General features: G+C 39.1%; 22 protein-coding genes. 7 read left to right on the forward strand and 15 right to left on the reverse strand.

Annotation, left to right across the window (positions count from 1 at the left end; translation table 11 throughout):
• The first annotated feature begins 107 nt into the window (after positions 1 to 107).
• Positions 108 to 671: an alkyl hydroperoxide reductase subunit C gene (ahpC, locus tag F975_RS09065; RefSeq protein WP_004752537.1), complete on the forward strand. Its 564-nt coding sequence runs from the start codon at positions 108 to 110 to the stop codon at positions 669 to 671.
• A 55-nt stretch (positions 672 to 726) separates the two neighbouring features.
• On the opposite strand, the gene F975_RS09070 is transcribed toward ahpC, so the two are convergent.
• From F975_RS09070 to aceI, 5 genes are all read right to left on the reverse strand, one after another.
• Positions 727 to 1,530, reverse strand: coding sequence for an SDR family NAD(P)-dependent oxidoreductase (locus F975_RS09070; protein ID WP_004752539.1), 804 nt, complete (start codon positions 1,528 to 1,530; stop codon positions 727 to 729).
• Between the two features lie 71 nt (positions 1,531 to 1,601).
• Positions 1,602 to 1,991 carry a MerR family transcriptional regulator gene (locus F975_RS09075; protein ID WP_004752541.1) on the reverse strand — a complete coding sequence of 130 codons (390 nt, stop codon included), beginning with the start codon at positions 1,989 to 1,991 and terminating at the stop codon, positions 1,602 to 1,604.
• A gap of 9 nt (positions 1,992 to 2,000) precedes the next feature.
• Positions 2,001 to 2,729 carry a PDC sensor domain-containing protein gene (locus F975_RS09080; protein WP_004752542.1) on the reverse strand — a complete coding sequence of 243 codons (729 nt, stop codon included), beginning with the start codon at positions 2,727 to 2,729 and terminating at the stop codon, positions 2,001 to 2,003.
• Between the two features lie 66 nt (positions 2,730 to 2,795).
• The gene (locus F975_RS09085; protein ID WP_004752544.1) at positions 2,796 to 3,512 is read right to left on the reverse strand and encodes a FadR/GntR family transcriptional regulator; all 717 of its coding nucleotides are present in this window, start codon (positions 3,510 to 3,512) and stop codon (positions 2,796 to 2,798) included.
• A 619-nt stretch (positions 3,513 to 4,131) separates the two neighbouring features.
• A complete protein-coding gene (aceI, locus tag F975_RS09090; RefSeq protein ID WP_004752546.1) occupies positions 4,132 to 4,551 on the reverse strand; it encodes a chlorhexidine efflux PACE transporter AceI in 420 nt (139 codons plus the stop codon).
• Positions 4,552 to 4,650: 99 nt separating this feature from the next.
• On the opposite strand from aceI, the gene aceR reads away from it, so the two are divergent.
• The 3 genes from aceR to leuE all read left to right on the forward strand — a co-directional run bounded on the left by aceR (position 4,651) and on the right by leuE (position 7,328).
• Positions 4,651 to 5,544: an HTH-type transcriptional regulator AceR gene (aceR, locus tag F975_RS09095; protein WP_004752548.1), complete on the forward strand. Its 894-nt coding sequence runs from the start codon at positions 4,651 to 4,653 to the stop codon at positions 5,542 to 5,544.
• Between the two features lie 70 nt (positions 5,545 to 5,614).
• A complete protein-coding gene (gene tal / locus F975_RS09100) occupies positions 5,615 to 6,595 on the forward strand; it encodes a transaldolase (RefSeq protein WP_004752550.1) in 981 nt (326 codons plus the stop codon).
• Between the two features lie 70 nt (positions 6,596 to 6,665).
• Entirely contained in the window at positions 6,666 to 7,328 is a 663-nt protein-coding gene (leuE, locus tag F975_RS09105) for a leucine efflux protein LeuE (protein ID WP_004752552.1), read from the forward strand.
• Position 7,329: 1 nt separating this feature from the next.
• Here the strand turns inward: leuE and F975_RS09110 are convergent, their stop codons facing one another.
• From F975_RS09110 to F975_RS09145, 8 genes are all read right to left on the reverse strand, one after another.
• Positions 7,330 to 7,665: a DMT family transporter gene (locus F975_RS09110; RefSeq protein ID WP_004752555.1), complete on the reverse strand. Its 336-nt coding sequence runs from the start codon at positions 7,663 to 7,665 to the stop codon at positions 7,330 to 7,332.
• A 711-nt stretch (positions 7,666 to 8,376) separates the two neighbouring features.
• Positions 8,377 to 8,595, reverse strand: coding sequence for a hypothetical protein (locus F975_RS09115; protein ID WP_004752558.1), 219 nt, complete (start codon positions 8,593 to 8,595; stop codon positions 8,377 to 8,379).
• A 131-nt stretch (positions 8,596 to 8,726) separates the two neighbouring features.
• Positions 8,727 to 9,479, reverse strand: a complete 753-nt coding sequence (locus F975_RS09120; RefSeq protein ID WP_004752559.1) for an adenosylcobinamide-GDP ribazoletransferase — start codon at positions 9,477 to 9,479, stop codon at positions 8,727 to 8,729.
• Entirely contained in the window at positions 9,476 to 10,084 is a 609-nt protein-coding gene (locus F975_RS09125) for a histidine phosphatase family protein (RefSeq protein WP_004752561.1), read from the reverse strand. The genes F975_RS09120 and F975_RS09125 overlap by 4 nt, the downstream gene beginning before the upstream one ends.
• A 1-nt stretch (position 10,085) precedes the next feature.
• Positions 10,086 to 11,138: a nicotinate-nucleotide--dimethylbenzimidazole phosphoribosyltransferase gene (gene cobT / locus F975_RS09130; protein WP_004752562.1), complete on the reverse strand. Its 1,053-nt coding sequence runs from the start codon at positions 11,136 to 11,138 to the stop codon at positions 10,086 to 10,088.
• The gene (gene cobU / locus F975_RS09135; protein ID WP_004752564.1) at positions 11,135 to 11,656 is read right to left on the reverse strand and encodes a bifunctional adenosylcobinamide kinase/adenosylcobinamide-phosphate guanylyltransferase; all 522 of its coding nucleotides are present in this window, start codon (positions 11,654 to 11,656) and stop codon (positions 11,135 to 11,137) included. Before cobU ends, cobT begins: the two co-directional genes overlap by 4 nt.
• An 8-nt stretch (positions 11,657 to 11,664) precedes the next feature.
• Positions 11,665 to 12,294 (reverse strand): 2'-5' RNA ligase family protein, encoded by a 630-nt coding sequence (locus tag F975_RS09140; protein ID WP_004752566.1) that lies wholly within the window; start codon positions 12,292 to 12,294, stop codon positions 11,665 to 11,667.
• A gap of 2 nt (positions 12,295 to 12,296) precedes the next feature.
• Positions 12,297 to 12,617, reverse strand: a complete 321-nt coding sequence (locus F975_RS09145) for a hypothetical protein (RefSeq protein WP_004752569.1) — start codon at positions 12,615 to 12,617, stop codon at positions 12,297 to 12,299.
• Between the two features lie 119 nt (positions 12,618 to 12,736).
• On the opposite strand from F975_RS09145, the gene F975_RS09150 reads away from it, so the two are divergent.
• The 3 genes from F975_RS09150 to F975_RS09160 all read left to right on the forward strand — a co-directional run bounded on the left by F975_RS09150 (position 12,737) and on the right by F975_RS09160 (position 14,965).
• Positions 12,737 to 13,162 (forward strand): HD domain-containing protein, encoded by a 426-nt coding sequence (locus F975_RS09150; protein ID WP_004752571.1) that lies wholly within the window; start codon positions 12,737 to 12,739, stop codon positions 13,160 to 13,162.
• A gap of 63 nt (positions 13,163 to 13,225) precedes the next feature.
• Positions 13,226 to 14,143: a LysR family transcriptional regulator gene (locus tag F975_RS09155; protein WP_004752573.1), complete on the forward strand. Its 918-nt coding sequence runs from the start codon at positions 13,226 to 13,228 to the stop codon at positions 14,141 to 14,143.
• A gap of 315 nt (positions 14,144 to 14,458) precedes the next feature.
• Entirely contained in the window at positions 14,459 to 14,965 is a 507-nt protein-coding gene (locus F975_RS09160) for an RcnB family protein (RefSeq protein WP_004752574.1), read from the forward strand.
• Between the two features lie 51 nt (positions 14,966 to 15,016).
• Here F975_RS09160 and F975_RS09165 read toward each other — a convergent pair whose 3' ends face one another.
• Both F975_RS09165 and F975_RS09170 read right to left on the reverse strand, forming a co-directional pair.
• Positions 15,017 to 15,676, reverse strand: coding sequence for an SOS response-associated peptidase family protein (locus F975_RS09165; protein WP_004752576.1), 660 nt, complete (start codon positions 15,674 to 15,676; stop codon positions 15,017 to 15,019).
• Between the two features lie 129 nt (positions 15,677 to 15,805).
• On the reverse strand, positions 15,806 to 17,971 hold the full coding sequence (locus tag F975_RS09170; RefSeq protein WP_004752578.1) for a malate synthase G: 2,166 nt from the start codon (positions 17,969 to 17,971) through the stop codon (positions 15,806 to 15,808).
• Between the last annotated feature and the right edge of the window lie 125 nt (positions 17,972 to 18,096).

Below are 18,096 nucleotides of genomic sequence, written 5' to 3' on the forward strand. Positions count from 1 at the left end.
TTTCCGATTCTTTGCATTAAAAAATACTATTTTACCAATGATGTTTTTTTTCTTATTCTAAATTTCGTAAACAGATTACTACTTCCATCCATCTTACGGAGATAATGATGAGCTTAATTAATACTGAAGTTAAACCATTTAAAGCAACTGCATATCATAACGGTCAATTCATCGACATTACTGAAGCCACTCTTAAAGGCAAATGGTCTGTATTCTTCTTTTATCCAGCAGACTTCACTTTCGTATGCCCAACTGAGTTAGGCGATCTTGCAGACAACTACGCTGAATTCAAAAAATTAGGCGTTGAAATCTATTCAGTTTCTACAGATACTCATTTCACACACAAAGCTTGGCATGATTCTTCTGCTGAAATCAAAAAAATTGAATATCCAATGGTTGGCGACCCAACTTGGGCACTTGCTAAAAACTTCGAAGTATTAATTGAAGAAGCTGGTCTTGCTGACCGTGGTACTTTCGTTATCGATCCTGAAGGTAAAATCCAAATCGTTGAAATCAACGCTGGTGGTATCGGTCGTGACGCTCAAGAACTTCTTCGTAAAGTAAAAGCAGCTCAATACGTACACAATCACCCAGGTGAAGTTTGCCCAGCAAAATGGAAAGAAGGTGACGCAACACTTGCTCCATCTATCGATCTAGTAGGTAAAATCTAATCTTTCGATTAGATCATCTCTAAAAAGAGCCCCTCATTTGAGGGGTTCTTTTTATTTAGGCAGAAGCAATGCGTTTTTCGAACATATTTGCCACCAAATTGACCATTGACTGGCGTGACAGCACTCGCGCAAGCTGTGCCGTCAAATAATTAAGTTTCCCTGTAATGACAAAGGTTTGCTTTTTCTCCAATCCACGGATCGCAGACTGAATAACCTCCTCTACTGTCATTGCCTGCATACCTTCTGTATTTGCCTGTGCGACCTCTGCAAAATTGGTCGTGGTATTTCCTGGGCAAAGTGCTAACAATTGCACACCAGAATTGCGGTACTCTCCTGCTAATGCTTCAGTAAGATTTAAGACATAACTTTTAGTTGCACCATAAACGGCGATATATGGTAAAGGCTGAAATGCAGCAGTTGATGCAACATTTAAGATAATCCCTTGTTTTTCTTGTAACATTTTTGGCAAAAACAATTGGGTTAATTGTGTCACAGTCAACATGTTCAGCAAGGTCATTTCTTGGTAGCTTTGTAGTGATTGCTCTAGAAATTTTGTCCATTTACCAAAACCCGCATTATTGATCAAAATATCAACATTCAAACCTTGTTGAGTAATTTTTTCAAATAGTTGTGATGCGGCATCCAGTTTTGCCAAATCCAGTGAAATACAATCGACTTGAATCGAATAACGCTGCTGTAGCTGTTCAGCCAAATGCTGCAATTTTTCAGTGCTACGCGCCACAATAATCAGGTGAATACCCTGTTTTGCCAAATATTCAGCAAAGCCTTGTCCAATCCCAGAAGATGCACCTGTAATTAAAGCTGTTTTATTTTTAAATTTTTCTAAGACATGACTCATATTGCATTTACCTTTTATCATTGAGTCATGACTATAAACTCGTCCCTTAGGGACAGAGTCAAGTGTTTATTTTAGGCAAGGTCATCAGTACATATTTGCTGATCTTCATCGGCATATAATCGGGTCAAGGTTTGATCAAGATCTAACAAATCGTGTTGTAACTGTATCAAATGCTGTTTCTGCTGTTCTAATTTTTGCCATTTTTCAGTCATGAGCTGCTTGGCAATATCTAAGGGAAAGCGCTGTTGCTGCGCTTTGATATGAGCCAGCTCTTGAATCTCAGCCAAGCTAAAACCAACAGTTTGTGCTTGGCGAATCATCTTGACCAAGCGTATATCCAGATCAGAATATACGCGATATTTACCCAAGCGCTTTGGTTCAGGCAGCAAACCTAGCTGTTCATAATGACGAATGGCTTTGGGTGTTGTGTTACAACATGCTGCAAGCTGTCCAATATACATAAATTTTATCTAAGTGCGGGATGAAGAATAATTCTGCATTAACATCAACTGAAATGGATGATTTTGTGGCACAGCGTTTTGAGTCGCTTTTGTCTGCTCACGAAATAATGCGCCTGTGCGGTATTTTGCCGTATTGGATAAAATAATTCGAGCATCATCATTGGTGACGACAGCAGTCTGATCCAATCTACGCAATCGAGGTAAAATAAGCTGATCTAGCGTTGAAACCAATAGGTCAATCACAATGACCCCAACAAATTGCTGTGCAATCATGACAGGATGTGAAAATGTGATGGTATAGGCATGATTACAAATATAATCAACATAAGGTCCATCAACATACGGTTGTTTATTTTTTGTAGGATAATTAAACCAGTCAAATAAGCGAAAATCCAAGCGCTGTTGTAAATCCTGATAGCTTTCTAACTCTGCCTGCTGAATTTTTTGATCTTTTTTATACCACCATTCGAGTGTCCAGTAACCTTGTTCTTCTGGAGTTTCCGAAGAGTAGCCAGCAAATCCCATACCATGACTGTATTGGCTCTGTTGTAATGCAGTTTGAATATGCTGTTGAAGTTTGTACCGATCTGAGGATGTCAGCTTCACGCCTTCTGGCAAGAGAGAATCTGCTGAAAGTAAGTGGCGAGCTTGTTCTACCAGTCCTTTGGCAGCTTGAGTAATTTCGACAACGACTTGGTTCAGTAAGTTCTGAATCTGTTCAATCTGTATATCGCTCATGCTTTTATTTCCTTTTTTTACCACTTTTTCTTTGTGCTCGAACAGTGTCAGAAACTTACTTTGATTTTAAAGTGTTAACTTATATTCAAGCATTTGATCTGTTAATGTATCAAGCAAATTTTGTGCCTGTTGAGCGGCGGCATCAGCATCCTGCTGTTGCAAACAAGCAAATAGTTTTAGGTATTCAGCAACAGTTTGTGTATGAATTTTATCGTTTTTGTACAATGTTGCAACCAGTGGCAGCCATTCTGCCTGAATAGCGAGTTCCTGATTGGCTAAACGCGAAGATTGTGCATAAGCCACAATCATCAATAAACATCGCATGTCAGTTTGGGCACGCACATCAGCAGACTGTGCATCTTGAAAAGTCAAGATCAGTTCATGCAGTTTGGATAATTGCTGAGGGGTTGTGCGTTGCGTCGCAAGTTTGGCACTATGCGATAAAATTGCACTATGAAACTCGCATAGATCAGCGAGATATTCATTACTGACTTGGCGTAAAGGTTGTTGCTGTAACACTTGGTTGGCAGAAAGCTCACAAACAAAACTTCCACCATTTCGTCCACGACGTGTATCAATTAATCCTTTGACACGTAGCGTATTCAGCGCTTCACGTACAGTTACAGGTGACACGCCCATAAGACGCGATAAATCAGCTTCGTTTGGAAGTTGTTCATTTGCTTCAAGCAACCCTGCAATAATGGCATTGCCTAATCGTTCCACGACCTGTTCAGAACGTGTGGCTTGACCGATTGGTGCATATATAACGGTATGTGCTGTCATCGCTAGTTCTCGTCTAAATCAAGCATCATGCTTGATACGGTAGGCTAAAAAAGATAAAGCTTTCCATAAAACCCCTCATCCCTATTGTCTCTAAGCAGAATATGCAATGCTTATCTATATTTTAGAAATTCCATTTCTGATGCAGATGGTTGGCTTAAATAATTTAACTGGTTTGCATTCCAGCATTGAATTGCCAAATTGATCATCTTTCAATGTTTTATGGATGCGCTGATTATAACAAATCGTTTATAAATTAATGTCGTTTCTTGAAAAATCAACGATAATTTGAATGGTTTAAATGGACCAATTGCATTAATCTCATACAGATATTCCAAATATCGTGCCATATCACGAAAATTCTAGATAGATTTAAAAAATTATTGTTTTCCCTATATTATATTTTTTAATTCATATTAAATATAAGTTATTGTTTAATATAATTAATCAAGTTTTAAATATGAAATATAATTTATTATACAAAATGCTATCCAATATAAAATTTTTCTAGCCTTTAAATCAAAATAATCTTAGTGCTTTTGTAAATAATGGAATTTCACCATAAATTTATAATTTTTCTTTTTTGATCAATTACTTTTTTTTAATTCTCTAACTGAGATAATTATGTTTGACCCAAACTGTATTTTCTTTCAATTACATCAAAACACCATTGAAATATAAAGGTATACACTAAAATGCATAAAGTAATACTTATATCGAGCAGCAATGCATTCAAAAAATCTAAATTTAAACTATAGGCAATCAGCGGTACGCTTATAAATAGTAATCCCCCTTCAAAACCAATCGCATGCAGAATACGTATCCAAATACTACGTTGCAACTTTAAATAGCATTCCAATTTTTCAAACAGATTGTTATAGAGCATATTCCAGAACACTGAAATAATTGCCATTGCCAACCCTAAACTTCCCATAAGTTCCACAGGTATTTCAAACATATAACTTAATACTGAAGTCATGATCAACAATAAAATACCTTCATAACTTAACGCATGAATCCATCTTTTCTTTGACATCAACATAAAATTTTCAGCTCTTTTGCTTGGAATCACTGCATTTTATTTTTATTATTCTGATTAATCGAATTAGATTCTTTCAGAATAATTGATAGATGAATATAAATGAACATTAACCAAGAACAACTCAATATCTTTAAAACTGTTATGGAAACAGGCTCTTTTTCTGCCGCTGCCCGCCAGCTTGGTAAAGTCCCCTCTGCGGTCAGCATGTCGATTGCCAATTTGGAAGTTGATCTCAACTTGCAGCTGTTTGAACGGGTTGGGCGTGAACCAAAACCGACCGCACAAGCTCAGGTACTTTACGAAAAAACCCTGTATTTGCTGACGGAGATGCAGCAATGGGTACAGCATGCAAATGCTCTCAGTGATGGTCTGGAATCGACGTTAAGTATTGTGGTGGTATCTGAACTGATTCATACGGAATGGACAGATTATATTGCCCTGCTTGAACAACAGTTTCCCACGCTACAACTTGATATTTTTTCAGCACCACAAGAAGATGCTTTACGCATGCTGATGCAAGGACAAGTCCAATTTGCCCTGATGTTTGAGCGAGAATATCTTGATCATCGTGAATCGTTTATCGAGCTGAAACGAGAAACCATTGTACCCGTTGTCAGCTTGTCACACAGCCTAGCAAAGCAAAATCAAATTCCACTAGAAACACTACAGCGTTACCGTCAAGTGATTGTCACAGGGCGCGACCAGCATCAAAAACCTGAGCTATTGTTTTCGACTCAATACTGGCGCACCGATAATCATCAGCTTGCTCTTTCTTTAATTTTAAAAAATCTGGGCTGGGGGTTATTGCCATTGACCATGTTGGAGCAAAATCCGCATTTATATACCCAGTTGAAGATTCTGGATATTTTGGAAATCACCCCACAACTTGAATATTACATTGACCTTGTCTGGAATAAAGAAGCGCAACTTGGGCAAGCCAGTCAATTTTTAATTGATTTTGTTCGACAACAGCGTCTTAAAAAAGTGCAATAAAACACATCTTTTTTGCAAAAAGCTATGCTATAACTAGATAGATTCAAAACATGATCGAACAGTTTAAACAATGACAACTTCCTCTTTATCCCAATTAAAAAAATTGACAACCATTGTTGCTGACAGCAGCGACTTAAGTGCGATTGAACAATTCCGCCCACTCGATGCAACCACCAACCCATCCTTAATTACGGCGGCCGCAGCCCAAGAAAGCAGCCGTGAACTGATTGAAGCCGCTTATACCCAAGCCAAACAAGAAGGTTTATGCGCTGATGAGTTGATTGAACGTACGATTGATATTTTAACTGTCAAATTTGGTGTAGAAATTCTAAAACTCATCGAAGGGCGAGTTTCAACGGAAGTTGATGCAAGCTTGTCTTACGATACCGAAGCAACAATTGCCAAAGCCAAAGAATTACTAACCTTGTATAAAGGCTATGGGATCGACCAAAACCGTATCCTGATTAAAATTGCTTCGACATGGGAAGGAATTCAGGCAGCAAAAGTACTGGAAGCTGAAGGTATTCACTGTAACCTGACGCTATTGTTTGGTTCTCATCAAGCCAAAGCCTGTGCAGATGCTAAAGTCACCCTTATCTCACCGTTTGTTGGCCGTATTTTGGACTGGTATAAAAAAGCAGAAAATGTTGACCATTATCCAATCGAACAAGATCCAGGTGTGCTATCGGTTAAAGCTATTTTTAACGATTATAAAGCCCACGGTGTTCAAACTGAGGTGATGGGTGCAAGTTTCCGCAGTATTGAGCAAGTTCTAGCTTTGGCAGGTTGTGACCTATTAACAGTTGCGCCAAATTTACAGGCTCAACTGAATGAAGATCAGCGTCAGGTCACTGCTCAGTTAGTTCCAACACAAAATATTATTCCTGCTGAACCAGAGCTGACTGAAGTAGAATTCAAACATCAGCTTGAACATGACCTCATGGCATTTCAGTTATTACAGGCAGGTATTGATGGATTTATTAAAGCGCGTGAACAACTCAGTGCTTTATTAAGACAATCTTTTGGTATAACTGCCGAATTAAAGAACTAAAATATATTCTCTTTCTTATAGCAACCGAAACTGATTTAAACAGTTTCGGTTTTATTTATGGTCGGTTATCGTGTTTGGGATTATTGATTTACCAAGATTTATTATTGGTACGATTTTAATTGTTTTACTTCCTGGTCCAAATTCCTTATATCTGTTAGCGACAGCTTCTCGTTATGGGATCAAACGAGGCTATCAAGCTGCTCTTGGCATTTTAACAGGAGATAGCATACTGATTTTAGCGACAGTGCTAGGGGCTGTATCTTTAATCCATGCTTACCCAATCATCTTTACGGTTCTAAAAGTGTTGGGTGCAGGTTATTTGGGATATTTAGGCATAAAACTGTTTTTGCACAGTATTGGCATTTGGAAAAATGCTAAAAACCAAGTTGTTGTCACAGAAGTTACATCAACAAGTGAACCTCCAATGATCGCATTACGCCCATTTCGTACTGCACTCACGATTAGTTTGCTGAACCCGAAAGCCATCTTATTTTTTCTGTCTTTTTTTGTGCAATTCGTTGACCCAAAGAGCTCGGCACCAATGCTCAGTTTTCTGATTCTTGCCGTGATTTTACAGTTCATTAGTTTCAGTTATTTAACCAGCCTGATTTTTGGCGGCAGAAAGTTGGCGCGTTACTTTTCTCAGCAGCAGCGTCTAGCAAGTCTGGCAACCTGTGCGGTTGGTATTTTATTTTTAACTTTTGGTGCAAAACTCGCTTTTTCAACTATTTAAATTAATGCCCAACTGTTTTTGAAAATAAGTTCATAATCAACACACCTGCAATAATAAATCCGATACCAATAAATGCAGGTGTATCTAGAGCTTGCTTAAATACGTAATAGCCAATGATTGCTGTAAATACAATACCAACTCCACTCCAGATGGCATAAACCACACCAATATTAAGAGTTTTGGTGACCTGAGAAAGTGCATAAAATGATGCAGTATAAAAAACAATCACTAAGAGTGATGGTAATAATTTACTAAAACCTTCTGATTTCACCAGAAAAGTTGTTCCTAAAACTTCGGCAATAATTGCAAAAGCTAAAATGATATAGGCATAAAACATCAAGCTCGTGAAAACCCCTAAAAAATGCAACTCACTTTAAAGATCCCATAACAACTATAAGCAATGACTTAATTTAGTATCACAGCAAAACCGTTCTGAAAGAGTAGTTTGTGAAAATACTTCTATGCTAGCATTTTTGATATTTGACTCTATATCACGATCAGAGCAAGAGATTCATGTTTTTTGATTAAACTATATAACCTGAAAGAACAGGTGACCATCATTCCAAATAACAAAGCACCCGAAGGTGCTTTACTCATTTTATGAAATAGCCCAATTAAACATCTGTCCGAAGGCATACACGATGGTGATCAGCATTAATACAGATGATGACGTTAATAATAATTCTAAAGTTGTCATACCCCACCTCTCTCAGGCAAGTTGAATATTTTTTATACAATATTTTAAGAAACAATTCAATAACAAAAAAATATAATTTTACAATCTTTAAATACTCAAAATTTCATTAATTAACTTTTCTTATACAACATTGAATTCAATCATGTACTTGTATTACCAATACTTTCTCTTTAACAAGTGGATAAATTTAATTTTAATTTTAATCGTCTTGCTTACGACTTAAAAACACTGTGATGCAATGCACAAATTTGATCATACCGTTCATACAAAATGAAAAAATTATAGGGAGAAAAATAATGAAAGGCTCAGATAAATAGCATCTACCTACCTGAACCATTCACGTTCAACTACTTAATTTTCAATAACTTTATAGATTTTACAATCAGCTTCACTTTGAAAAAGCAATTCGATTGTTGGTAAAATCCGTTCTCCATAAATCTCAATAAAATCAACTTTTTGCTCTAAAGAATACTGCTCAGAGTCCTCTCCATCTGCCAATTCTTTCAATACAGCTTTTGCCATATGATACACATCAAATTGATCTTTCACTTGAATATGAATCGTTCGCATAACTCGATTCCTCATCCTGATCTAATTGGTGATTTTTTTATAACATAAATCTTCAAATGAGAATTTTTTGTAATTGTTAAAATTCTTCGCATTGTGATCAGTTTGTAAAAATATAAGTGAGTTATTCTGTGTCAGAAAAGTCGCATTGATAGCAGGATTGCAAGGCTAAGTAAGCTCACACATTCAGAAATTTCAATACTGGCCCCCACGGTATCACCTGTGATTCCGCCTAAACGACGTACAAATACATGACGCAAATACCCCAAACAGCTACAAAATACGACTGTAACCACAAGCCCTACCCATCCCAAGCTGCTACATGCGAACAGGCAAATAAGCAATATGATCCATAAAAGCTTGCGAGGTAAATCCTGCAAAAAGGATGAACCCAGTCCATGTGCTCGTAGATAGTCACAAGTCAGAAATAAAAATAAGGCTGTTAAGCGCCCAAGAACAGGAATGATCACCAGTCCATACAGGTGTTGAGTTTGTAAAATTACATAAATGCTGGAAAATTTGAGCAGTAAACTCAAAACCAGACTCAACACCCCGATTGGACCACACTGTGGATCTTTCATGATCTTTAAAGTGCGTTCACGGTCACCATATCCACCAACCCAAGCATCAGCCGTATCTGCCAAACCATCCAGATGCAATCCACCCGTTATAACTACCCAAACCGTTAAAATCAGGCTGGCGGAAAGTAAAACAGGTAAATGAATAGAATTAAGCCCCCACGCCATCGCAAAGATGAGTCCACCAAGGAACAAACCAATCACAGGATAAAAAGCGAGTGAGTAAGCATTTTGTCGCGGGCTAGGTAACTGTTTAAGCTGTATGGGAAAAATGGTTAGAAACTGTAATGCTATCCAAAATGGCATCATAGGATTTGCTCTTGAATACACAATTGCAAGTGTTCGTTCTGCTTGAGATATATCGCTTGAATACTGGCAAGTTCAGCAGGCATAGTCAGCAGTTGAGTGAGTGGCTGTTGTTGAGCCATACATTTTAACCACTTAATCACACCACCATGACAAACTAGCAATACCTTTTGCCACCGTTGCTGCTGTGCCTGATTAAGCAGCATTTGGCAGCCTTGCTGTAACCTGTTCTGAAAATCCAGTAAATTTTCCCCTTGTGGGGGTGCATACTGACAAGGATCTTGCCAAAACTGCCCTAACTGTTCTGGCTGAGTTTCATGGATATGTTGTAACGTCAGACCTTCCCAATCGCCAAAATACAACTCTTTAAATTGTGGCATCGTGATGAGAGGCAAACCAAACTGTTGCTGCACATCCTGAGCAAAACTGAAGCAGCGTTGCAATGGCGATGTCACTATTGCATCCCAAACAGGATGCTGTTGTAAATATAAGGCTATCGTATCCTGCATTTGTTGGCAGCCTTCGGCAGTCAGGGCATCATCCAGATGCCCGCGCAAGGTATGTCCCTGTGTTGTTTGTCCATGCCGTAATACATCCAATTGCAGCATTTTATTGCTTTTCACCTGTTACCGCAGCTTGTTGAAAGGTTGCCATTTCATTATGCAGCACACATGCCATTTTGAGGATACTCAGTGCAACACCTGCGCCACTTCCCTCACCCAAACGCAAATTCAATTGCAAAATCGGCTGTGCATGTAACTCTTTTAAAATACGGCGATGTCCATACTCCGCAGATTGATGCCCAAACAGCATCCATGTACGGACTTTAGGTTGAATCTGTACTGCAATTAAAGCAGCCACAGAGCTAATAAAACCATCGACCAGCATTGGAATACCAACTTGTGCGCAGCGCAAATACGCCCCAACCATTGCAGCAATTTCAAAACCACCGACTGCGGCTAAAATTTTAATTGGATCTGCCTGCACATCAGGTTGATGCAACTCAATAGCCTGTTGAATCACCTGTTTTTTATGTTGCAATTTTGCATGATCAATACCTGTCCCTACACCTGTAAGTACTTCGGCAGGTTCATTTAATAACAAACAGGCCAGTGCTGATGCTGAACAGGTATTCCCGATTCCCATTTCACCTGCGATAAACAAATTACTATGTTGTTCTACCGCCTGATCGACACTGTTTTTACCAATTGTCATCGCAGCGATGCACTGGGTTTCACTCATGGCAACCGTTTTTACAAAATTCTGTGTTCCTGCTGCAATTGGATGCTGCTGCACACCTGAATAATCATAAGCATCACCGACCGTCCCACAGTCAATCACCTGTAAATGCGCCTGATGCTGTCTGGCAATTACACTGATTGAAGCGCCACCCGATATAAAGTTCTGAAGCATTTGTCGGGTCACGGCTTGCGGATAAGCAGAAATATTTTCTTCCATCACGCCATGATCCCCTGCAAACAAGCTAATCCAGACATGATCAATATTGGGTTGCTCGGTACGCTGCAAACTTGCCAAGGTGACTGCTAACTCTTCCAGATCCCCCAATGCCCCAGCAGGTTTTGTCAGTTGAGCCTGTCTTTCCAATGCTTTTTCTTGAAATACGCTATCGATATTACGACACGGCTGTAACCACCAACTCATTTTTCTACTCCTTTCAATTGTATCGGAAACCCAGCAACGCAAAATACTGCATGTTGACAAATCTGCCCCAAAGCCTGATGTAAGCGTCCAGACTCATCGACAAAACGACGTGTAATTTCCCCCAACGGCACAACCCCAAGTCCCGTTTCATTGCTGACTAGAATGATTTCAGATTTTAAATTCGGTAATAATTCTAATAATTTCAGGCATTCACGTGAATGTAAATCAGGATCTTGTGCGCAGAGAAGATTACTCATCCAAACAGTCAAACAATCAATTAAAATAACCTGATGTTCAGCATCCAATTCCTGCAAACGCTCTGCCAAATATATCGGTTCTTCAACCAACTGCCAATTTTGATCACGTTGCTGCTGATGCTGATGGATACGCTCCTGCATTTCATGATCAACTGCCTGAGCCGTAGCAATATACACTCGCGATTTTTGTGTTGCCAGTGCGAGCTGTTCAGCATAATGACTTTTTCCTGAACGCGCCCCACCCAATACTAAATGCAACATAAATAAAATTAACCTAAATGAAAACGATAATGTGCGGACAATTCACCTTGTAATTGGCGTGCCTGATATGAACCAAAAGTCAAATATCGAAATTTAACGGTCCATGGTTGAACTGGTATTTGCTCTATCTGTTCTAAAATTGGATTGGCAGCAAATTCATCCCGATACAAGCCTATCGTTACGTGCGGACAGTAAATGATTGCATCAATTTCTTTTGCAACAGGCCAAAAACAGTGGCGTAGCTGCAATAAAATATTTTGTTCATCAATCACATCTACAAATAAAGCACTTTGGAAACTGCGTACTCGACCCAGTTTGAGCTCAAAAGTATTTGCCTGTAATTGCTGTAACAATTCAATCTGTTGCTTGAGCTGGCGTTCATGAAAATGATCAGGTAAATGCTGTAAATGAAATGGTGATTGCCAAAACCCGCATACAAACAATGTAATATGCCAGCGTCGACGGTTAGGCATATACAGATAAGATTGAAATTGCTGTTGTATTTGCTTTAAATACTCGCTACAGGCAGCATCGTCTATCTCTAAATACCAGAGAGAAAATTGGTCTCTTCCTTTATGCCAATCTGAATAATCTGCGTCCAGACTTGCAAATGTATGGCTGTTGGGCTGTAAAAACATGGCTAAAACAGCGTAATTCCCACATAGCGATATAAATCTGCTACTCCCAATTCCATTTTATAAATAAGCAACTGCTCTACCTGAGCATGAGTGATTTCTTCAAATACATTCATTTCTTGTGTATGAATATCATCGACTGAATGGGGTAAGCAATGCTCAAACTGATCTGCAATATATTCAAACCCCAAATCCATCGCAACAAATGCCGTATGCTCGCAAGGCTGCACATACTGTTCTTCTTCCCAATTCAGCACAACATGCTGGCAATACGGACAAGCAAGGTTTATCTGCTCACCCTGAATTTCAATAAGCTGGTAATTCATAAAATATCATTTTTTTCAGATACTATAGTTTAAAATATTTTATGCCAAATAGCATTGTATACTTTGAAATTGGTTATAATTTTGGCAAAAAGAGTGGAACATCTTTCAAGGAACTCAACATGGCAACTCTAGAAAAAGCCATTACGTTTGCAACACGCAAACATGCAGGACAGGTCGATAAGGCAGGTCAACCTTATATTCTTCACCCACTACGTTTAATGTTAAAAATGAAGAATGAAATACAGCAAATAGTCGCTGTACTGCATGATGTCATCGAAGATACTGATGCAACAATTGTCGACCTCATCTCTTTGGGTTTTAGTCAAGATGTCATTGATGCCGTTTGTGTACTCACCAAAAAAGAAGGCGAAAATCGTATAGAAGCTGCATGGCGTGCTGTCAAAAACCCAATTGCACGAGAAGTCAAACTTGCCGATGTTGCAGACAATATGGATCTGAGCCGAATTACCCACCCAACCGAACGGGACTTTTTACGCTTAAAAGAGTATCAGCAGGTTCAGGAAATCTTGCAGCATGACATTTAAAACTTGTATCTATTTATAAGAACGTATATTTTCTAAATACTTTATCTCTCAGGTCGGCTTTTTATGCTCAGCGATTTAGACGATTTCTACTGTTTTGCTTTGGTGGTTGAACATGGCGGATTCAGTGCAGCTGAACGTGCTACAGACATTCCCAAATCTAAATTAAGTCGCCGTGTATATAATTTAGAGGAACGTTTAGGTGTTCGCCTGATTCAGCGCAGTTCACGTCATTTTGCGGTGACTGACATTGGTATGAATATTTACCGCCATGCTCAAGTCATGATGAATGCCGCGCAAGCCGCACATGATCTGATCGACCATTTGAGTGTTGAACCACGCGGTATTGTCAAGGTCAGCGTACCTGTTTCAGTTGCTCAAAATGAATTTACCAAAATTCTCCCCGACTTCCTGAAGCGTTACCCAGAAATTCGTTTGCAACTGCTCGTCAGCAATCGTCGTGTCGATGTCATTAATGAAGGGGTTGATGTCGCCTTACGCGTTCGTGCAAAAATTGATGATGACCCTGGACTGATTGTGCGTAAATTTGACCGACATGAGCAACATCTTTTCGCGAGTCAAGCTTATCTGAATCAGTATGGTGATTTGAAAAGCCCAGAACAGTTAAGTGAGCATAAAGTCCTGAGCATGGTAGATGAACATGCCGATCAGTTTATGGTATTACATAATCAACAAAATCAGCCGATTAAAATTAAAATTAATCCAATTGTGATGGGTTCGGACTTGATGATGCTGTGTCAGCTGGCTCGACAAAATTGTGGTATTGCCTTATTACCAGACTCGATTGCGGCTGACTATGTTAAAACAGGCGAACTCGTTCGTGTCCTACCTGAGTGGAAAGCACCACATGGTATTTTACATGCGGTTTATCCTTCTCGACGTGGCATGTTACCTGCAGTTCGAGTTTTTATTGACTACTTGGTAGAACATCTAACATACAAAGATGGTATTGATGTTTTTTAAAATAGCTCGCAAATTAGCATAAGATTACAGCTTATCTATTGAGCTTTAATAGATAAGCTGTCGTATCTCCATTATTTACCCGTAATATATTGATAAGTTAGTAACAGGTAAGAAATTGGTCAGAACATATTCTCCCCAATTTCTATATTTAAAGATCTGACAATATATTTATGCGTATGGTTTTTATCTGTACAAATAAAGATGAATTTTAATATGTCAGATTCAATTTACTTAGCTTGATAACGTATTATTTTATTAATGATAAATACACAAACAAAATAATATGCGCCAAGCACAGTCAACTGGAGAAATCTCGTGAAAACCCAATTAATGGCAATCACCTTAGCAATGACTACCGCCTTATCCGCAGGTGCAGCATTTGCAGACCCAAATGATAACTATCGTGGCGGCCCTCAACAAAACCAACAAAATGATCATCGTGACGGCGGTTATCAGCAAAATGATCGCCACAATGGCTATCAACAACAACGCCCATCAAACGATCGCCATGATGGTGGTTATCAACAACATCAGTCAAATGATCGTCGTGATGATCATCAGCAAGATCGTCACTGGACTCCTCGCTACCAACAACATCCTCAAGCTTATCGACATGATATGCCACGACCAGGTCAAGAATGGCGTAGAGGTGGACGCGTTCCCGCTCAATACCGCGGTTACGAATATGAGGTTCGTGACTGGCGTTCACATGATTTACCAGCGCCTCCACGCGGCCATCGCTGGGTTCGCATTAATGGCGACTACGTTCTTATTGCCATCGCAACAGGCGTAATTGCACAAATCTTGCTTGGTGGACATTAATTCCTCTCTGCAAGTTTTCAATCCTAAAGCACCTAAATATAGGTGCTTTTTTTATTCAAACATGTTGAGCTGAGGTGTTTGCTTAATTAGTTTTTGTTTGGGTACATGTAAACATTCAAATTCATCTACAGGAAAACCTTCAACAAAATGGGTAATATTTGGACTTTTCCAATTTAACCATGCCTTTAAATGATGATGCGGAACAACAATCACTGAACGTTTTACATTTCCAGGCTCATGAAAATCTTTCATCATCGGGTGATCTAAAGCATCCATCGTCAGCATAGTTGCAGAACGAATAATTTGCTCTCCGATCTTCACGATTTCATATAAAGCTGCAATAAAGAAAGCCTGCCCATCTTTACGTTTCACACCCCAACGCTGCGGTTTATCATCAATATATTTACTTTCATAAAACTCCGTAACAGGAATCACACCAAATTTGCATCTCAAGATTGATGCCTGAAAACTTGGTTTTTGCAGCAGCGTTTCCTGCCGAGCATTATAAGTATGCTTGGCAACCGTTACATCTTCCGCCCATTTTGGTACTAAACCAAACATGACGTTACGCCATTCTAACTCTCGCTCTGCCTGAAACAGTAAAGGACAGTTTCCCATAGGGTAAACTTCATCAGCATACTCAAAATCAATCACAGGTAGCTGTAATTGCTGAAGTTGAGTGAGTGTTAGAGGCTTGAAATTCGCGCACATATTCGAATCAAATTTGACTGTCTCGACTTATTATCAATGAAAAATCATATTTTTTCTAATTCAGACAATCTAAAAGCTATTTCATAGACATAAAAAAGCCTCCGAGGAGGCTTTTTTTAGTTTAGGTAATTAATCACCTGTATAACCTTTCAATTGTAAACGTGCTGCATGCAATAGAGGTTCTGTGTAACCTGCTGGTTGCTCTGCACCTTTAAAAATCAAATCAGAAGCAGCTTTGAACGCAATATTGTTGTCAAAGTCTGTTGACATGGCTGTATATTCTGGGTCATTGGCGTTTTGCTCATCAACCACTTTCGCCATGCGGTGTAAAACTTCTTCAACTTGTGCTTGAGTTACGATACCGTGACGCAACCAGTTCGCAACGTGCTGAGAAGAAATACGTAATGTTGCTCGGTCTTCCATCAGGCCAACATCATTAATATCTGGAACTTTAGAACAACCTACACCAAGGTCAACCCAACGTACCACGTAACCCAAGATCCCTTGACAGTTATTTTCAAGTTCTTTGGTAATTTCTTCAGCAGTCCAGTTAGTTTCAGCAGCTAAAGGTGGTGTTAACAAATCATCTAAAGGCAATGCTGATTCAGACAATAATTCTTGCTGACGCTCAGATACATTGCATTGATGATAATGGATTGCATGAATCACAGCACCAGATGGAGATGGAACCCATGCACATGAAGCACCTGCTTGAGGATGTTCAATTTTGGTTTTGTACATGTCAAGTAACAAATCTGGTTTTGGCCACATGCCTTTACCAATCTGAGCTTTACCACGTAAACCACATTGTAGACCAATCATCACGTTACGGTTTTCATAAGCTGCAAACCATTTTTGGTTTTTCACTTCAACCTTACGCACCATTGGACCTGCTTCCATAAAGGTATGGATTTCATCACCCGTACGGTCCATGAAGCCTGTATTAATGAAAATGGTACGATCTTTTGCTGCTGCAATACAGTTTTTCAAGTTTACAGATGTACGACGTTCTTCATCCATAATACCGACTTTCAAACTCTTCGCTGGCAGACCAATCAATTGTTCTGCGCGTTCGAATAATTCAACCGCGAATGCAACTTCTTCAGGGCCGTGCATTTTTGGTTTAACAATATACATTGAACCTTTGCGAGAGTTCTTAACTGTATTTTGTCCCAAAATATCAACCTTAGACAATAATGGAGTCACCAAAGCATCCATGATGCCTTCGTAAATTTCTTCACCATCGACCAAGATTGCAGGGTTTGTCATAAGATGACCAACGTTACGCAACAACATCAGTGAACGACCATGAACTGTCGTCGTACCACCTACCAAGTTATGATAGCTACGATCTTGATTCAAAGCACGCTTAACTGTTTTGCCTGATTTTTCAAAAGAATCTTCTAAAGTTCCTTTCATCAAACCAAGCCAGTTACGATAGCCTTCTACTTTTTCTTCAGCATCAACAGCAGCAACTGAATCTTCCAAATCCTGAATGGTTGTTACAGCCGCTTCAAGCACAATATCTTTCACATGAGCGCTATCTGTTTTACCAATCGGGCTATTGGCATCAATTTGCACAATTGCATGCAAACCATTTTCTTTCAGTACAATTTCTGTCGGCTGAGCAGGATTACCATTGTAACCAACAAACAATGCTGTTTTTGCAAGTGTAGTTTTTGTGCCGTCTTTTAGCGTAACAACCAATTGGTTATTTTCAACTGTATACGACACTACATCTGCATGAGAACCTTGAGCTAAAGGGAAAATTTCATTTAAGAAATTTTTAGCAAATGCTACAACTTTTTCGCCGCGAACTGGGTTATAAGCTTTGGTTTTTTCTGCACCATCAGTTTCAGGAATAACATCGAAACCATAAAGTGCATCATACAATGAACCCCAACGCGCATTGGCAGCGTTTAGGCTATAACGTGCGTTACGCACAGGAACAACCAATTGTGGTCCTGCAAGTAGTGCAATTTCTTCATCTACATTTTCAGTTATAATTTGGAAATCTTCTACTTCGGGTAATAAGTAGCCAATTTCAGTCAGAAAAGCCTTGTAAGCTTCTAGTTTAAATGTGTTATTGCGATGCCATTCATCAATTTTAGCTTGAAGCTCATCACGCTTAGCTAAAAGCGCTTTGTTCTTTGGGCTAAGATCAACAACAACTTGTTCAAATCCTTTCCAGTAGCTGTCGCTGTCTAAACCTGAACCAGGTAGAGCTTCATTTTCAATAAAATCGTACAATTCCTTAGCAATTGCAAGTTTGCCTTTTTGAATACGTGCAGTCATTGTCTTTCCTGATTGTGCTACTTTTTATTACCGAAGTATTCAGTATAAACATTTATACTGGGCTGAATAGCTTTATTAAGTTGCGAAATAGTGAATATTTAAAAACCAACACTATCTCACCATAT

This window comes from Acinetobacter brisouisimilis (genome assembly GCF_000368265.1).
Lineage (GTDB): Bacteria > Pseudomonadota > Gammaproteobacteria > Pseudomonadales > Moraxellaceae > Acinetobacter.

Bases quoted from the DNA above. Each gene is read 5' to 3' on its own strand.
- F975_RS09115 (WP_004752558.1), bottom strand. From the start codon at position 8,595: ATGCGAACGATTCATATTCAAGTGAAAGATCAATTTGATGTGTATCAT.
- F975_RS09075 (WP_004752541.1), bottom strand. From the start codon at position 1,991: ATGTATATTGGACAGCTTGCAGCATGTTGTAACACAACACCCAAAGCC.
- aceI (WP_004752546.1), bottom strand. From the start codon at position 4,551: ATGTTGATGTCAAAGAAAAGATGGATTCATGCGTTAAGTTATGAAGGT.
- cobU (WP_004752564.1), bottom strand. From the start codon at position 11,656: ATGTTGCATTTAGTATTGGGTGGGGCGCGTTCAGGAAAAAGTCATTAT.
- tal (WP_004752550.1), top strand. From the start codon at position 5,615: ATGACAACTTCCTCTTTATCCCAATTAAAAAAATTGACAACCATTGTT.
- F975_RS09140 (WP_004752566.1), bottom strand. From the start codon at position 12,294: ATGTTTTTACAGCCCAACAGCCATACATTTGCAAGTCTGGACGCAGAT.
- cobT (WP_004752562.1), bottom strand. From the start codon at position 11,138: ATGAGTTGGTGGTTACAGCCGTGTCGTAATATCGATAGCGTATTTCAA.
- ahpC (WP_004752537.1), top strand. From the start codon at position 108: ATGAGCTTAATTAATACTGAAGTTAAACCATTTAAAGCAACTGCATAT.
- F975_RS09155 (WP_004752573.1), top strand. From the start codon at position 13,226: ATGCTCAGCGATTTAGACGATTTCTACTGTTTTGCTTTGGTGGTTGAA.
- F975_RS09145 (WP_004752569.1), bottom strand. From the start codon at position 12,617: ATGAATTACCAGCTTATTGAAATTCAGGGTGAGCAGATAAACCTTGCT.
- F975_RS09070 (WP_004752539.1), bottom strand. From the start codon at position 1,530: ATGAGTCATGTCTTAGAAAAATTTAAAAATAAAACAGCTTTAATTACA.
- aceR (WP_004752548.1), top strand. From the start codon at position 4,651: ATGAACATTAACCAAGAACAACTCAATATCTTTAAAACTGTTATGGAA.
- F975_RS09150 (WP_004752571.1), top strand. From the start codon at position 12,737: ATGGCAACTCTAGAAAAAGCCATTACGTTTGCAACACGCAAACATGCA.
- F975_RS09165 (WP_004752576.1), bottom strand. From the start codon at position 15,676: ATGTGCGCGAATTTCAAGCCTCTAACACTCACTCAACTTCAGCAATTA.
- F975_RS09120 (WP_004752559.1), bottom strand. From the start codon at position 9,479: ATGATGCCATTTTGGATAGCATTACAGTTTCTAACCATTTTTCCCATA.
- F975_RS09110 (WP_004752555.1), bottom strand. From the start codon at position 7,665: ATGTTTTATGCCTATATCATTTTAGCTTTTGCAATTATTGCCGAAGTT.
- F975_RS09125 (WP_004752561.1), bottom strand. From the start codon at position 10,084: ATGCTGCAATTGGATGTATTACGGCATGGACAAACAACACAGGGACAT.
- F975_RS09170 (WP_004752578.1), bottom strand. From the start codon at position 17,971: ATGACTGCACGTATTCAAAAAGGCAAACTTGCAATTGCTAAGGAATTG.
- F975_RS09080 (WP_004752542.1), bottom strand. From the start codon at position 2,729: ATGAGCGATATACAGATTGAACAGATTCAGAACTTACTGAACCAAGTC.
- F975_RS09085 (WP_004752544.1), bottom strand. From the start codon at position 3,512: ATGACAGCACATACCGTTATATATGCACCAATCGGTCAAGCCACACGT.